Raw genomic sequence first — 15,051 nt, 5'->3', positions numbered from 1 at the left:
AGGCGCCGGCGCTCAGCCGATCACGGCCTCGAAGCGGCGCTTGACGTCCAGCAGCGCGGCCGGCACCCGCTCGCCGAGCTGGCGGAACAGTTCCTCGTGCAGGCGCAGCTCGGCCTGCCAGGCCGAGGTGTCGATGCCGATGACCTGCTGGTACTGCTGCGGGCCGAAGGCGAGGCCCTGCCATTGCAGGTCCTCGTAGCGCGGCGAGATGCCGAACACGTGCTCGCTGCCGGCGCCGCGCCCCTCGACGCGGTCCAGCATCCACTTGAGCACGCGCATGTTCTCGCCGTAGCCGGGCCAGACGAACTTGCCGTCCTCGCCCTTGCGGAACCAGTTGACGCAGTAGATCTTCGGCAGCTTGGCGCCGCTGGCCTCCAGCTGGCGGCCCAGCTCCAGCCAGTGCCGGAAGTAGTCGGCCATGTGGTAGCCGGCAAACGGCAGCATCGCGAACGGGTCGCGCCGCACCACGCCCTGCGCGCCCGCGGCGGCGGCGGTGGTCTCCGAGCCCATGGTCGCGGCCATGTAGACGCCCTCGGTCCAGTTGCGTGCCTCGGTCACCAGCGGCACGGTGGTGGAGCGGCGCCCGCCGAACACGAAGGCGTCGATCGGCACGCCGCGCGGGTCGTCCCAGGCCTCGTCCAGCGCCGGGTTGTTGGTCGCGGCCACGGTGAAGCGGGCATTCGGGTGCGCCGCCTTGCGGCCGGTCTCCTTGCCGAGCTGCGGCGTCCAGTCCTGCCCCTGCCAGTCCAGGCAGTGCGCCGGCGGCTCGCCCATGCCTTCCCACCAGACGTCGCCGTCATCGGTCAGCGCGACGTTGGTGAAGATCACGTCGCGCTGCAGCGAGGCCATGCAGTTGGGGTTGGTCTCGGTGTTGGTGCCAGGCGCGACGCCGAAGTAGCCGGCCTCGGGGTTGATCGCGTACAGGCGCCCGTCCGGGCCCGGCTTGATCCAGGCGATGTCGTCGCCGATGGTGGTGACTTTCCAGCCCTCGAAGCCCCGGGGCGGGATCAGCATCGCGAAGTTGGTCTTGCCGCAGGCGCTCGGGAAGGCCGCGGCGACGTGGTACTTGCGGCCCTCGGGCGAGGTCACGCCGAGGATCAGCATGTGCTCGGCCAGCCAGCCCTGGTCGCGGCCCATGGTCGAGGCGATGCGCAGCGCGAAGCACTTCTTGCCCAGCAGCGCGTTGCCGCCGTAGCCCGAGCCGTAGCTCCAGATCTCGCGGGTCTCGGGGTAGTGGACGATGTACTTGGTCGGGTTGCAGGGCCAGGGCACGTCGCGCTGGCCCGGCGCGAGCGGGGCGCCCACCGAGTGCACGCAGGGCACGAACTCGCCGTCGGTGCCCAGCACGTCGTACACCGCGCGGCCCATGCGGGTCATGATGCGCATGTTGACCGCCACGTAGGCGCTGTCGGAGAGCTCCACGCCGATGTGCGCGATCGGCGAGCCCAGCGGGCCCATCGAGAACGGCACCACGTACATCGTGCGCCCGCGCATGCAGCCCTTGAACAGGGCGTTCTCGCCGGTCTGCAGGATGGCGCGCATCTCGGCCGGGGCGACCCAGTTGTTGGTCGGGCCGGCGTCTTCCTGGCGCTGGCTGCAGATGAAGGTGCGGTCCTCGACGCGGGCGACGTCGCTCGGGTCGCTCCACGCCAGGTAGCTGTTCGGGCGCTTCTCGGGGTTCAGGCGGCGGAAGGTGCCGGCCTCGACCAGCTGCTGGCACAGCCGGTCGTACTCCTCCTGGCTGCCGTCGCACCAGTGGATGCGCGCGGGCTGGGTCAGCGCGGCGATCTCGGCCACCCAGGACAGCAGCTTGGCGTTCTTCACGTAGGCGGGCGCATTCAGCTGCAGCCCCTGCATGACAGGCTGGTTCATCAGACTCTCCAAACGTTGAAACACGGGATCCGGGAAGCCGGCTGCCGGGGAGGCTCGAAACGGCGTCGAGCAGCTCGGGGCTTTCCGGATGCCGCGCTGTGGAGCGGGAGAGGGCCCGCAGCCCCCGGAGTCGGGGCGCCGGGCCGGTGAACCGGGCGAGCAAGCGTCGTGCGCAGCGTCGCGCGGCCGGGCGCTCCGCGTGCGGATGGGCACGGGCTGGCGCCGGGGCAGGGGGCCAGTGTAATCGCGTTGTACCCGGGCTGCGCCAGGCTGTTATGCAGATCACGAATGGCGCCATGCGACGCAGGCAAGCCCGTCCCGCGGGTGCCGCCGGGCGGCCGGGCTTCAGTAAGATGGCGCTCGCCTTGTCCCGTCCGTCCAGATTCCCGTCGTCACCGATGACCGTGCACCGCCGACTGTTGCTGGCCGCCTCGCTCGCGGCCGTCCTGCCTGCCCAAGCCCAGCAGCGCCGGCCCCAGACGGTGCCGCTGCTGGTGGGTGTCGCGACCGCGCTGTCCGACAGCGGCTTTGCCCGGCACGTGCGCGCCGCGCTGGCGCGCGACACGGGGCTGGCCGTGACGATGACCCCGGGGGCCAGCGGCAAGTTGCTGGACCTGCTCGAGCGTGGCGAGCTGGACGTGGCGATCACCCACGCGCCCGAGATCGAGGCGGGGCTGGAAAAGGAAGGACTGATCCACGACCGGCGCTTCATCGCGGCCAACCGCTTCGTGCTGGCCGGGCCGGTGGCGACGCAAGGCAAGGAACGCGGCAAGGACCCGCTGGGCCTGGCCGGCGGCACCGACGCCGCCGCGGCGCTGGCGCGCATCGCCGAAGCCGGGGCGCAGGGGCAGGCCCGCTTCGTCTCGGCGGTGGACGGCTCGGGCGCGCAGCTGAAGGAAGCCGCGCTGTTCCGCACCGCCGGCGTCGTGCCGCAGGGCCCCTGGCTGCTGAAGTCCGCCGGTGGCGCCGGCGAGACGCTGGCGCAGGCCGCGGCGCAGGGCGCCTACGTGCTGGTCGACCGCGGCACCTGGCTGGCCTCGAAGCAGCGCGCCGGCCTGGGCGTGCTGGTGCAGGACGACCCGCGCCTGGCGGACCGCTTCCATGCGATGCGCTCGTTCCGCAGCCACCATCCGGCCGCCCGCATGTTCGTCGACTGGCTCACCGGCCCGACCGGCCGGCGCGTCGTGGCGCGCGCCCCGGGCGGCTACAGCGCGAGCCGCGGCGCATGAACGGCAGCGTGCGCGCGGTCTGCGTCGGCACGGTGCAGGCGCGCGAGATCCAGGGGCGTCCGGTCGCGACCGCCTACGGCAAGCAGACGGTGGACGGGCCGGTGGCGGTCCGGCCGCTGGGCCTGGCCGGCGACGAGCAGGCCGACCTCGAGGTGCACGGCGGGCTGGACAAGGCGGTCTATGCCTACCCGTCGGAGCACTACGCCTTCTGGGCCACGGTGCGCGCGCAGGCCGGGCTGCAGCCCTGGCCGGGCCCCGGGGACGCCGGCGCGCTGCCGCCGGGCAGCCTGGGCGAGAACCTCGTGCTGCAGGGCCTGCTGGAGGCGCAGGCCTGGGTCGGCGACCTGCTGCGATTCCCGCGCTGCGTGCTGGCGGTCAGCGCGCCGCGCCTGCCCTGCTTCAAGTTCGAGGCGGCGATGGGCTTCCGACAGGCCAGCCGGCTGATGGTGCAGTCCGGCTACTGCGGCTTCTACCTCTCGGTGCGCGAGCCGGGCTGGATCGCCGCCGGCGAGCCCTTCGAGGTGGTGCCCGGGCCGCGCGAGGTGTCGATCCGCGAGCTGTTCGAGGCCCGCGCGCGCCGCTGAAGGACGCGACGGGCCGATTCAGGCGCCGGCGCGGCGCCGCTCACCGAGGCGGAACAGCGGCCCGGCCAGCAGCACCACCGCCGCCATGCGCGTGACGTGGAAGGCGGTCACGATCGGCACGCCCAGCTGCAGCACCTTGGCGGTGATGCACATCTCGGCGATGCCGCCGGGCGAGGTGCCCAGCATCAGCGTCGCGGCGTGCACGTCGCTCCATCGCGACAGCAGCAGCGCGAAGCCGGCGCTGGCGACGATCATCACCAGGGTGCCGGCGGCGACGCTGAACAGCCAGCGCGGCGCGGTGTGCAGGAAGTCCGGCGTGAAGCGGCTGCCCAGCGCCACGCCGATGAACAGCTGGCCGAGGTTGGTCATCCACTGCGGCAGCGCCGACAGCTCGATGCCGCTGGCGGTCAGCCCGGCGGCGACCGCCAGCGAACCCAGCACCCAGGGGTTGGGCTTGTTCAGCCGGCGCAGCAGCAGCGAGGCGGCCGAGGTCAGCACGATCAGCAGCAACAGGCCCGCGGGCCGCACCTCGCGCGGGCCGGGCACGAACGGGTCGGCGCCATGGATGCCGGCGAACTGGAACGCGAGCGGGATCAGCACCACCACCATCAGCACGCGCACGCTGTGGGCCGAGGCGACCAGGTCGATGCGCCCGCCGTGGCGCTCGGCCAGCACGGCCATCTCGGAGGCACCGCCGATCGCGCTGGCGAAGTAAGTGGTTGCTCTGTCGAGCCCCGGGATGTCGCGGTTGGCGCGCGCCAGGAAGGCGCCGAACGCCGTGCCGCTGGCCAGCGCCCAGGCGATGCCGGCCAGGATCGCGGCCCAGTGGCTGGCCACCGTGCCCACCACCTGCGGCGTGAAGTACAGGCCCAGCGCGGTGCCGATGGCCCATTGCCCGGCGTTGCGCAGCGCGGTGGAGCCGGCCAGCGGGGCACCGGCCATGCAGCCGACGGCGGTGGCCAGCAGCGGGCCGATCATCCATGGCAGCGGGGCGCCCGCCGCCTGGCACAGCAAGGCGGCCAGCGCCGCGACGACGAGGGTGAGGGCCACGCGACGCAGGCGCGGCCAGGAAATGGAAACCAGCACGGGACAGCGGGGAGAGGGCGCAGCCCCCGGGGAGATCCCGGAGGGGGCCCGATGCTAGCAGCCCCCGGCTGTCCCTGCCCTGTCACCGGCGATCCGCGCGCCCTGCGTACCTGCGCGGTTGCCACGGCGGGGCCGGCCGGGCGCTGAGCTGCGTCAAGAAATCCACTCGTTATGCGTCTGGGCTATTTGAATAGGGGTGATTCATTCCCAGGCTGTCTGTATGATCGAGTCCTTGTCCCCGGGTTTTCCCGGAGCTTCCTCGGGCGTGGGCTGCCGGCCTCGTCGTTCCAACCACCCTAGTCATCCGTCATGAGTGCCTTCAATGAAGAACGCGTGCTGAGCGTGCGTCACTGGACCGATCGCCTGTTCAGCTTCACCACCACCCGGGACCAGGCTTTCCGCTTCAAGAACGGGCACTTCACCATGATCGGCCTGAAGGTGGATGGCAAGCCGTTGCTGCGGGCCTACAGCGTGGCCAGCCCCAACTACGAGGAGCACCTCGAGTTCTTCAGCATCAAGGTGCCTGACGGCCCGCTGACCTCGCGCCTGCAGCACCTGAAGGTGGGGGACACCATCCTGGTCGGCCGCAAGCCCACCGGCACGCTGCTGCTGGACTACCTGCTGCCCGGCAAGCGCCTGTACCTGCTGGCCACCGGCACCGGCCTGGCGCCGTTCCTGTCCATCATCCGCGACCCGGAAACCTACGAGCGCTTCGAGAAGGTGGTCCTGGTGCACGGCACCCGCCAGGTCGCCGAGCTGGCCTACCAGGACCTGATCACCAAGGAACTGCCCGAACACGAGTTCCTGGGCGAGCTGGCCGCCGGCAAGCTGATGTACTACCCGACCGTCACGCGCGAGCCCTACCACCACCAGGGCCGCATCACGACGCTGATCGAGGACGGCAAGCTGTTCAAGGACCTGCACCTGCCCGAGCTGGACCGCGAGCACGACCGCGTGATGATCTGCGGCAGCCCGCAGATGCTGCGCGACCTCAAGAAGATGCTGGACGACCGCGGCTTCAACGAGGGCAACACCACGACGCCGGGCGACTACGTGATCGAGCGCGCCTTCGCCGACCAGTAAGGCGCGGCGGCGTCAACCGGGTTGGCCCCGGGACGCGGGGCGGGCACGGCCTCCTAAGATCGACGGGCTCCCACGGGAGCCCGTCGTCGTTCGTGTCCGCAGCCATTGTCGGCTGCCCGCAAGGAGTGCCCCGCGTGTCCCCGCCCATCAGCCGTTACCCCGTGCCCGAGCTCGCCGACCTGCCGGACGACCTGCGCGAGCGCATCCTGGAAGTGCAGGCCAAGGCCGGCTTCGTGCCCAACGTGTTCCTCGCGCTGGCGCACCGGCCGGACGAGGCGCGTGCCTTCTTCGCCTACCACGACGCGCTGCTGCTCAAGGAAGGCGGGCTGACCAAGGGCGAGCGCGAGATGATCATCGTCGCGACCTCGGCGGCCAACCAGTGCCTGTACTGCGTGGTCGCGCACGGGGCCATCCTGCGCGTGTACGAGAAGCAGCCGCTGCTGGCCGACCAGATCGCGACCAACTACCTCAAGGCCGACATCACCCCGCGCCAGAAGGCCATGCTCGCGTTCGCGCTCAAGGTCTGCAAGGACTCGGCCAGCATCACCGACGCCGACTTCGAGGCGCTGCGCGCGCACGGCTTCAGCGACGAGGACATCTGGGACATCGGCGCGATCACGGCGCTGTTCGGCCTGAGCAACCGCATGGCCAACCTGATCAGCCTGCGGCCCAACGACGAGTTCTACCTGCTCGGCCGCGTGCCGCGCGAGAAGAAGCCGGCCTGAGCCCCGGCCTCAGTCGCGCCGCGTGAACACCAGGTGCGTGGCCTGTTCGCCCACCACCTGCTCGGTGCAGGCGTAGCCCAGCGCGCGCAGGTTCAGCCCGGCGAACAGCGACTCGCCCTCGCCCAGCAGCACCGGGGAGAGCACCAGGTGCATCTCGTCGACCAGGCGCGCGGCCAGGTACTGGCGCAGTGTCGCGACCCCGCCGCCCAGGCGCACGTCCAGCCCGCCGGCGGCGGCGCGCGCCCGCGCCAGCGCCGCCTCGATCCCGTCGGTGACGAAGTGGAACGTGGTGCCGCCGGCCATCTCCAGCGGTGGCCGGGGGTGGTGGGTCAGCACGAACACGGGGGTGTGGTAGGGCGGCTCCTCGCCCCACCAGCCGCGCCAGCGCTCGTCCGGCCAGGGCCCGCGCACCGGGCCGAACATGTTGCGCCCGAGGATCCAGGCGCCCACGCCCTCGAAGCCGCGCTGCATGAAGGTGTCGTCGATGCCGGTCGTGCCCTCCGTGCCGAGCCCGAGCCGCAGCGCGAAGCTGCGCGTGGCGAACGCCCAGCGGTGCAGTTCCTCGCCGTGCTCGCCGAGCGGATGCGCCAGGCTCTGCCGGGGGCCGGCGCCGTAGCCGTCCAGGGAGATCGCGAAACAGGCAACGCGCAGTCGGGTCATGTCGGTGCTCCTCGGGAAGTCTTCGCCATGACGGGCAGGGGCCCGTCACCGACACGACGAAGCAGCGGGCGGCGTTTCGACACGACCGGGCGCTCCCCCGAGCGGGCGTAGCCCCTTCCGGGCCGGGCGGCGGCTGGCAATAATCGCGCGATGCGGATCTTCTACTGGGTGATGGGAGTGCTGATCGTCGGCACCTTCGTGCCGTCGGCGCTGTCGCTGGTGATGTATGCCGTCACGGGCGACGATGACCACGCGCGGCGCGCGAGCCGGCTGTGGGGATTCACGCGCACCTTCGCGCTGCTCGGCGTCAACGTGCTGATCTGGGGCCACGTGCTGGCCGCCTTGTGGACCCTCTGGTTCGGCTGACGGGCCGCCGCGGCGCAGTCGGCTTCAGCCGCGGCCGCGCCTGAGCGCCTGCAGCTCCGCCTCGGCCACGTCCATGCGCACGCGGCCCTGCGCCACCAGCGCGCGCGCCACCGCCTCGACCTCCTCGCCGGTCGCCCCGGCCATGATCGCGATGTTGCGCGCGTGCAGTGCCATGTGGCCCTTCTGGATGCCGGTGGTCGCGAGTGCCTTGAGCGCCGAGAAGTTCTGCGCCAGTCCCACCGCGGCGATCACGCGCGCCAGCTCCTCGGCCGTGCCGACGCCGAGGATCTTCAGCGCCAGCTGAGCGGTCGGGTGCACGCGCGTGGCCCCGCCGACCAGGCCCACCGCGAGCGGCAGCTCCAGCGAGCCGGCCAGGTCGCCTTCGGGCGTGGCCTCCCACATGCTGAGGCTGCCGTAGTGGCCGTGGCGCGCCGCGTAGGCGTGCGCGCCCGCCTCCACCGCGCGGGTGTCGTTGCCGGTGGCCAGCACCACCGCGCTCACGCCGTTCATGATGCCCTTGTTGTGCGTGGCGGCGCGGTACGGGTCGGCCGCGGCGAAGTGGTAGGCCGCGAGGATGCCGTCGCGCACCTCGGGGCCGCCGATCGCATCCACCTTCCAGACGCAGCGCGCGCGTGCCACGCGCCGGTCGGCCAGGTTGGACAGGATGCGCAGCCGGCTCGTCGCGCCGGTCCACTGCGCGAGGTGCGGCGCCAGCGTCTCGGCCATCGTGTTGACCGCGTTGGCGCCCATCGCGTCGCGCGTGTCGACGATCAGGTGCACGATCACCATCGCCCCGCCCGGGGTGTCGAGCACGCGCGCCTGCAGCTCGCGGAAGCCCCCGCCCAGGCGCACCAGCACGGGATCGCAGGCGTTGCACAGGTCGCGGACCTCGGCCTCGCGCTCGAGGATGCGCAGCCGCGCGTGGTGCGGGTCGGGCAGGTCGGTCAGCTGCACCTGCGCGATCATCTCGGTGCCCGACATCGAGGTCGTGAAGCCGCCGTTGTCGTAGCACTGGCGCGCGGCGTTGCAGACCGCCGCCACCACCGAGGACTCCTCGGTGGCCATCGGGATCAGCCGGTCGCGGCCGTCGATGCGCATGTTGGTCGCGATGCCGATCGGGATGTTCATCGTGCCGATCACGTTCTCGATCATGTGGTCGGCCACGTCGGCGGGCAGGTTGCCGGTGTTCTCCAGGTGCGAGCGCTCCTGCACGTCGAGCCCGGCAAAGCGCGCGACGGCGTCGATGCGGCCGGTGCGGTCGAGCTTGTGGAAGCCGGCGATGCGGCTGGTGGTCCCGGGGTGGTTCATGGGGCAGGCTCCGAAGGCGTCAACGGTTGATCATCAGGCGCGGCAGGAAGGTGACCAGGTCGGGGAAGGCGGCGCAGATCAGCAGGCCCGCCGCCTGCAGCACGAAGAAGGGCACGATGCCGCGGTAGACGGCGCCCATGCCGATGTGCTTCGGCAGGGTCGCCTTGACGTAGAACAGCGTGTAGCCGAAGGGCGGGCTGATGTAGCCCATCTGGATCGTCACGGCGAACAGCACGCCGAACCACAGCTCGTCGAAGCCCAGCGCGCGCACGATCGGCAGGAACACCGGCACGGTCAGCAGGATGATCCCGAGCTCGTCGAGCACCGTGCCGAGGAACACCAGCAGCAGCATCATCGCGGCCAGGATCAGCCAGCGGTCGACGTCCAGCGTGCGGATGAACTCCAGCAGCGTGTCGGCGCCGCCCAGGCCGGTGAAGATCGCCACGTAGGCCTTCGCGCCGATGGTGATCCACAGGATCATCGCGGTGGCCTTCAGCGCGTCGGTGCCGGCCTCGCGCAGCATTGCCAGGTCCAGTTTGCGCGCGAGCAGCGCCGGCACCATCGCGCCGACCACGCCGACCGCGGCCGACTCGGTGGGCGTGGCCACGCCGAAGAAGATCGAGCCAAGGATCAGCACGATCAGGAAGGCCGGCGCGACCAGCGCCTTGAGCGCGACCAGCTTGTCGCGCAGCGGCACGCGCTGCGCATGCGGGTCGAGCGGCACCCACTCGGGCTTGAGCCAGCCGGCGACCAGGATGTAGAGGACGTACAGCGACGCGAGCAGCAGGCCCGGCACGATGCCGGCGATCAGCATCTGGCCGATCGAGATCTGCGCCGTCACCGCGTACACGATGGTCAGCACCGAGGGCGGGATCAGGATGCCCAGCGTCCCCGACGCGCAGATCGTGCCCAGCGCCAGCTTCGGCTCGTAGCCGCGGCGCAGCATCTCGGGCAGCGCGAGGATGCCCATCGCGGTCACCGCCGCGCCGACCACGCCGGTCATCGCCGCCATCACGACGCAGATCACCACGGTGCCGATCGCGAGCCCGCCGCGCAGGCGGCCGAACCACAGCTCCATCGCGCGGTACAGCGACTCGATCACGCCGGAGCGCTGCAGGATGCAGGCCATCAGGATGAACAGCGGGATGGCCAGCAGCGCCTCCGAGCGCATCGTGTCGAAGATCTGCAGCACCAGCACGACGACCGCGTTGGGCTCCCACAGCGTGACGGTGAACAGCAGCGACAGCCCGCCCAGCACGAAGGCGATCGGCAGGCCGGTGAGCATGAACAGCGTCAGGCCGCCGAACATCAGCAGCAGGATGGTGTTGGGCGTCATGGCCGCACCTCCTGCGCGTCGGCCACGGGCTGGGCCTGCCTTGCGGCTTCAGGCGCCTCGAAGCAGGTGCGCACGAACTCCGCGAGCGCCTGCAGCAGCATCAGCAGCAGGGCCACCGGCACCGCGGCCTTGAACGGCCAGATCGGCGGGTTCCAGGCCGAGAAGCTGGTCTCGCGGTAGGCGAAGGCGTTGAGCGCCGGCGGCACGCTGTAGTACAGCAGGATGGCGCAGAAGGCGACGATCACCGGGTAGTTGAGCAGGTCCACGCGGCGCCGCCACCTGGGGCTGAGCCGCGCGTGGACGAGGTCCAGCGCGACATGGCCGCGCAGGTGCAGCAGGTAGGGGCCCCCGAGCAGGAAGTAGGGGCCGAACAGCAGCACCGCCAGTTCCATCCCCCATACGGTGGGCGCGTTGAACAGGTAGCGGCACACCACTTCGTACACCATCACCGGCACCACGACGGCCATCAGCCACACGGTGATGCGAAACAGCGTGCGGTTCAGGCCGGTGATGGCGGCCACCGGCACGCGCAGCCAGGCAGGCACGGGCAAGCTCCTCCAGGGCAGGGCGTCGCACCGCGCGCCGGGCGCGGTGCGGCGGCAGGGCCGTCAGCTCATCAGGCCCAGTTCCTTCATGAAGGCGATCTGGCTGTCGAGCATCCTGGTCGCCAGCGCATCGCCCTTGGTCGCGGCACGCCAGGCCTCGATGGCCTTGGGCCGGGCGGCGGCCAGGTCGGCGGCGGAGAAGCGGATGATCTCGCAGCCCTTGGCCTGGTACTTGGCGAGCACGGCCGCGTCGTTGACCAGGATGCGCTGGCGCAGCGCCGAGGAGACCTCGCGCGCGGCGACCTCCAGCGCGGCCTTGAACTCGGCCGGCAGCTTGTCCCAGGCGCCGCGGTTGGCGACGTAGCAGGTCGCGGTGGTGGGCTGGTGGAAGCCGGGCAGGATCACGTATTTGGCCACTTCCGCGAGGCCGGCCTCGTAGTTGGCGGTCAGGTCGCCGCGGTCGGCCATGTCGACCACGCCCTTGTCGAGCGCGGAGTACACCTCGCCGGTGGGCAGCGGCGTGACCGCGACGCCGAAGGCGCCCATCACGGTCGAGGCCAGCCCGACGAAGCGGCCCTTCTTGCCGGCCAGGTCGGCGATGCGGCGGATCGGCACCTTGGAGTGCAGCGGCTCCTGGCCGTACACGGTGGGCGCGATGTAGTGCAGCCCGGCCGGTGCGTACGCCTGGCGGGCCATCTCCAGGCCGCCCTTCTCGTAGAACCAGGCCTCGTACTCGTCGCTTTCGTTGAAGCCGAACGGCACCGTGCTGGTGAAGGCCAGCGCCGGGATCTTGCCGGCCTCGTAGCCGTCGAAGGTCTTCATCATCTCGAAGGCGCCGCCGCGCACTGCGTCGAAGGCCTGCGCCGCGGGCACGATCTGGCCGGCCGCGAACAGGTTGATGCGGAAGCGCCCGCCGGTGAGGTCGGACACGCGCTTGACGAACAGCTCTTCGAACTTCTGCGGGGTGGTGCCGCCGTCCCACAGTGCCTGCATGCGCCAGGTCACGGTGGACTGGGCCGAGGCCACGCGGGGGGCGGCCGCGGCGGCCGCAGCCGCGCCGGCCACGGCGGACTGGATCAGGCGGCGACGCCGGAGGTTCATGTCGCTCATGGTTTGTCTCCTTCCGTTCTTGTCGAGGCAGTGGACGGACCGCTGCACGTCCCACTGTAGGTCGCTGTACCAGTCATGATGGGTACAGTTTTGCGGGACAGCGGGGGTCCAGTGACTGCGACAGTGCCATCCTGCCCTAGCATTTCCGGGCCGCACCACCCATCCTGCACGCATGAGCGCTCCCCGAACCCGACCCACGCTCGCCGCGACGCTGGCCCGGTCGCTCGAGCGGCAGATCCGCGAAGGCGCGTACCGCCCCGGCGACAAGCTGCCCTCGCTGCGCGAGCTGGCGCAGCTGCACGGCTACGCGAAGAACACCGTGGTCGCCTCGTTCGAGTGGCTGGTGGCGCAAGGGCTGGTCGAGCCGCGCCGCGGCTCGGGCTACTACGTGCGCGAGCAGGCGGCGGGCCGGCCGCCGGAAGACGACGACGCCGGCTCGCTGGACCGGGCGATGGACATCGTCTGGATGATGCGCGAGCAGCTCAAGACCGAGCCGGGCACCTTCGCGGTCGGCGACGGCTTCCCGCCGGTGGAGTGGCTCGCCGAGGCGCGGCTGGACCGCTACCACCACAAGGTGGTGCGTACCGGGCTGGGCGCGTTGTTCCGCTACGGCAGCCGCTTCGGCTACCGGCCGCTGCGCGAGCACCTGGTGCGCAAGCTGGCCGACTTCGGCATCGGCGCCGAGCCGCGCCAGATCGTGCTGACGCACGGCGCCAACGAGGCGATGGACATGGTGGTGCGCTACTTCGTGCCGCCGGGCGGCACGGTGCTGGTCGACGACCCCGGCTACTACCCGCTGTTCGGCAAGCTCAAGCTCGCCGGCGCACGCATCGTCGGCGTGCCGCGGCAGCCCGACGGGCCGGACCTCGCGGCGCTGGAGCAATGCCTGCAGCTCCACCGGCCGCGGCTGTTCTTCACGCAGTCGATCGCGCACAACCCGACCGGCTCGGCGCTGTCGGCGGCCAAGGCGTTCAAGGTGCTGCAGCTGGCGCAGAGATACGACCTGCGCATCGTCGAGAACGACCCGCTGGCCGACTTCGCGCCGACCTCGGCGCCGCGGCTGTCGGCGCTGGACCAGCTGGAGCGCACGATCTACATCGGCAGCTTCTCGAAGTCGTTCTCGGCGGCGCTGCGCGTGGGCTTCATCGCCTCCAGCGCCGATCTCGCCAGCGACCTCGCGGACCTGAAGGCGCTGATCCACGTCGGCAGCTCGGAGTACTGCGAGCGCACCGTCGACGTGATCCTCAGCGAGGGCCACTACCAGCGGCACCTCAAGCGCCTGCGCGACCGGCTGGCGCAGGCGATGGAGCAGGCGTTGCGCCTGTTCGACGGGCTGGGGGCGGAGGTGTTCGCGCGCAGCGCGCCGTCGCTGTACCTGTGGGTCGCGCTGCCCGGCGTGCCCGACACGCTGGAGTTCGCCAAGGAGGTGCTGCCCCAGCGCATCGTGCTGGCGCCGGGGCGCATCTTCTGCGTCGATGCGTCGGCGGCGTGCCGCTGGTCGCGCTTCAACGTGGGTGCGGTCAGCGACCCGCGCTTTGCCAAGGCCCTGCGGGCGGCCTTGCGGCGGCGCGGCGTCTGACCCCGCAGGGCCCGGGCGCCGCGCGCGGCGGCGCGTCACTCCCCTTGGCGGCGTGCCTCGCGGTCCGCGCGCAGGCGCTCGACCCAGAAGTGCGCGTTGCGGATACCCAGCTTCTCGGGGTCGAAGGCGGGCGCCAGGCCCGCCTTCTTCTGGCGCTCGTAGTCGTTCAGCGCCAGCAGCGCGGGCTTCTGGATGATGATGATCGCGATGATGTTGAGCCAGGCCATCAGGCCCACGCCCATGTCGCCCAGGTCCCAGGCCACCGTGGCGCTGCGCACCGCGCCGTAGGTCACCGCGGCCATGATGCCGAGCTTGAGCACGAAGCTCAGCCAGGGCCGGTGCACCTTGCGGTTGATGTAGGCGATGTTGGTCTCGGCCATGTAGTAGTAGGCCACGATGGTCGTGAAGGCGAAGAAGAACAGCGCCAGCGCGACGAAGGGCGCGCCGAAGCCCGGCATCACCGATTCGACCGCGGCCTGCGTGTAGCGCGGGCCGGTCTCGACGCCGGGCAGGCCGCCGTAGAGCGCCGCGCCGTCCGGGCCGGTGACGTTGTACATGCCGGTCGACAGCAGCATGAAGGCGGTGGCCGAGCACACCAGCAGCGTGTCGACGTAGATCGAGAAGGCCTGCACGAAGCCCTGCTGCGCCGGGTGCTGCACCTCGGCCGCGGCGGCCGGGTGCGGGCCGGTGCCCTGGCCGGCCTCGTTCGAGTAGACGCCGCGCTTGACGCCCCACTCGACCGCCAGGCCCAGCACCGCGCCGAAGGCGGCCTCCAGGCCGAAGGCGCTCCTGAAGATCAGCGCGACCATCGCGGGCAGCTGGGTGATGTTGAGCAGCACGATGACCAGCGCGACCAGGATGTAGGCCAGTGCCATGAACGGCACGACGATCTCGGCGAACTTCGCGATGCGCTTGACGCCGCCGAAGATGATGAAGCCCAGCAGGATCACGATGATCGCGGCGGTCACGCGGGTGTCGATGCCCCAGGCGTTCTCCAGGCCAGAGGCGATGCTGTTGGCCTGCACGCCGGGCAGCAGCAGGCCGGTGGCGATCACGGTGGCCACCGCGAAGATCCAGGCGTACCACTTCTGGCCCATGCACTTCTCGATGTAGTAGGCCGGGCCGCCGCGGTACAGGCCCTGGTCGTCCTTCTCCTTGTAGATCTGTGCCAGCGTCGATTCGACGTAGGCGGTGGAGGCGCCGAGGAAGGCCACCATCCACATCCAGAACACCGCGCCGGGGCCGCCGAAGGTGATCGCGGTCGCGACGCCGGCGATGTTGCCGGTGCCCACGCGCCCGGACAGCGACATCGCCAGCGCCTGGAACGAGGACACGCCGGCCTCCGAGGCCTTGCCCTTGAACATCAGGTGCAGCATGTGCCCGAAGCCGCGCACCTGCATGAAGCGCGTGCGCAGCGAGAAATAGAGACCGACCCCGAGGCACAGGTACACGAGAACCGGGCTCCAGATGACGCTGTTGAGGGCGCTGACGATTTCGGCAAATGACATGGGGGGTCTCCTTGTTGTTGTCGGCGATGTTATCCAGTCTCGCGGGGACGGCGCTCGCGC

Annotated in this window: 14 protein-coding genes; 6 read left to right on the top strand and 8 right to left on the bottom strand. The window is 71.1% G+C overall.

The genetic code is table 11. The features are described from left to right. Nucleotides 1–12: 12 nt before the first annotated feature. Nucleotides 13–1,872 carry a phosphoenolpyruvate carboxykinase (GTP) gene (locus tag IS481_RS17505; protein ID WP_104358862.1) on the bottom strand — a complete coding sequence of 620 codons (1,860 nt, stop codon included), beginning with the start codon at nt 1,870–1,872 and terminating at the stop codon, nt 13–15. Between the two features lie 398 nt (nt 1,873–2,270). Here IS481_RS17505 and IS481_RS17500 point away from each other — a divergent pair, with 398 nt between their 5' ends. Next, on the top strand, nt 2,271–3,101 hold the full coding sequence (locus tag IS481_RS17500; RefSeq protein ID WP_165908679.1) for a substrate-binding domain-containing protein: 831 nt from the start codon (nt 2,271–2,273) through the stop codon (nt 3,099–3,101). After that, entirely contained in the window at nt 3,098–3,685 is a 588-nt protein-coding gene (locus tag IS481_RS17495; RefSeq protein WP_104358860.1) for an MOSC domain-containing protein, read from the top strand. The genes IS481_RS17500 and IS481_RS17495 overlap by 4 nt, the downstream gene beginning before the upstream one ends. Before the next feature lie 18 nt (nt 3,686–3,703). Here IS481_RS17495 and IS481_RS17490 read toward each other — a convergent pair whose 3' ends face one another. Further along, nucleotides 3,704–4,735, bottom strand: a complete 1,032-nt coding sequence (locus IS481_RS17490) for an AbrB family transcriptional regulator (protein WP_232529357.1) — start codon at nt 4,733–4,735, stop codon at nt 3,704–3,706. A 345-nt stretch (nt 4,736–5,080) separates the two neighbouring features. Between IS481_RS17490 and IS481_RS17485 the strand changes: the two genes are divergently transcribed. Together IS481_RS17485 and IS481_RS17480 are read left to right on the top strand one after the other, a co-directional pair. After that, nucleotides 5,081–5,854 carry a ferredoxin--NADP reductase gene (locus IS481_RS17485; protein ID WP_104358859.1) on the top strand — a complete coding sequence of 258 codons (774 nt, stop codon included), beginning with the start codon at nt 5,081–5,083 and terminating at the stop codon, nt 5,852–5,854. Between the two features lie 134 nt (nt 5,855–5,988). After that, nucleotides 5,989–6,579, top strand: coding sequence for a peroxidase-related enzyme (locus IS481_RS17480; protein WP_419186843.1), 591 nt, complete (start codon nt 5,989–5,991; stop codon nt 6,577–6,579). A gap of 9 nt (nt 6,580–6,588) precedes the next feature. Here IS481_RS17480 and IS481_RS17475 read toward each other — a convergent pair whose 3' ends face one another. After that, the gene (locus tag IS481_RS17475) at nt 6,589–7,239 is read right to left on the bottom strand and encodes a dihydrofolate reductase family protein (RefSeq protein ID WP_104358857.1); all 651 of its coding nucleotides are present in this window, start codon (nt 7,237–7,239) and stop codon (nt 6,589–6,591) included. Nucleotides 7,240–7,389: 150 nt separating this feature from the next. On the opposite strand from IS481_RS17475, the gene IS481_RS17470 reads away from it, so the two are divergent. Next, entirely contained in the window at nt 7,390–7,605 is a 216-nt protein-coding gene (locus IS481_RS17470) for a hypothetical protein (RefSeq protein ID WP_104358856.1), read from the top strand. A gap of 24 nt (nt 7,606–7,629) precedes the next feature. Here the strand turns inward: IS481_RS17470 and IS481_RS17465 are convergent, their stop codons facing one another. The 4 genes from IS481_RS17465 to dctP form a co-directional block, all read right to left on the bottom strand. Further along, entirely contained in the window at nt 7,630–8,913 is a 1,284-nt protein-coding gene (locus IS481_RS17465) for a hydroxymethylglutaryl-CoA reductase, degradative (protein WP_104358855.1), read from the bottom strand. Between the two features lie 19 nt (nt 8,914–8,932). Further along, nucleotides 8,933–10,249 carry a TRAP transporter large permease gene (locus IS481_RS17460; protein ID WP_104358854.1) on the bottom strand — a complete coding sequence of 439 codons (1,317 nt, stop codon included), beginning with the start codon at nt 10,247–10,249 and terminating at the stop codon, nt 8,933–8,935. Next, complete coding sequence (locus IS481_RS17455; RefSeq protein WP_232529355.1) at nt 10,246–10,794, bottom strand: TRAP transporter small permease subunit; 549 nt, start codon at nt 10,792–10,794, stop codon at nt 10,246–10,248. Before IS481_RS17455 ends, IS481_RS17460 begins: the two co-directional genes overlap by 4 nt. Nucleotides 10,795–10,857: 63 nt before the next feature. After that, nucleotides 10,858–11,904: a TRAP transporter substrate-binding protein DctP gene (gene dctP, locus IS481_RS17450; protein WP_104358853.1), complete on the bottom strand. Its 1,047-nt coding sequence runs from the start codon at nt 11,902–11,904 to the stop codon at nt 10,858–10,860. Nucleotides 11,905–12,076: 172 nt separating this feature from the next. On the opposite strand from dctP, the gene IS481_RS17445 reads away from it, so the two are divergent. Continuing rightward, complete coding sequence (locus IS481_RS17445) at nt 12,077–13,483, top strand: aminotransferase-like domain-containing protein (protein WP_104358852.1); 1,407 nt, start codon at nt 12,077–12,079, stop codon at nt 13,481–13,483. Nucleotides 13,484–13,518: 35 nt separating this feature from the next. Here IS481_RS17445 and IS481_RS17440 read toward each other — a convergent pair whose 3' ends face one another. Further along, entirely contained in the window at nt 13,519–14,991 is a 1,473-nt protein-coding gene (locus IS481_RS17440) for an alanine/glycine:cation symporter family protein (protein WP_104358851.1), read from the bottom strand. Between the last annotated feature and the right edge of the window lie 60 nt (nt 14,992–15,051).

This window comes from Caldimonas thermodepolymerans (assembly GCF_015476235.1).
GTDB classification, from domain to species: domain Bacteria; phylum Pseudomonadota; class Gammaproteobacteria; order Burkholderiales; family Burkholderiaceae_C; genus Caldimonas; species Caldimonas thermodepolymerans.
The sequence above is the reverse complement of the archived record's forward strand: the minus strand, read 5'-3'. Positions and strand labels throughout refer to the sequence as shown.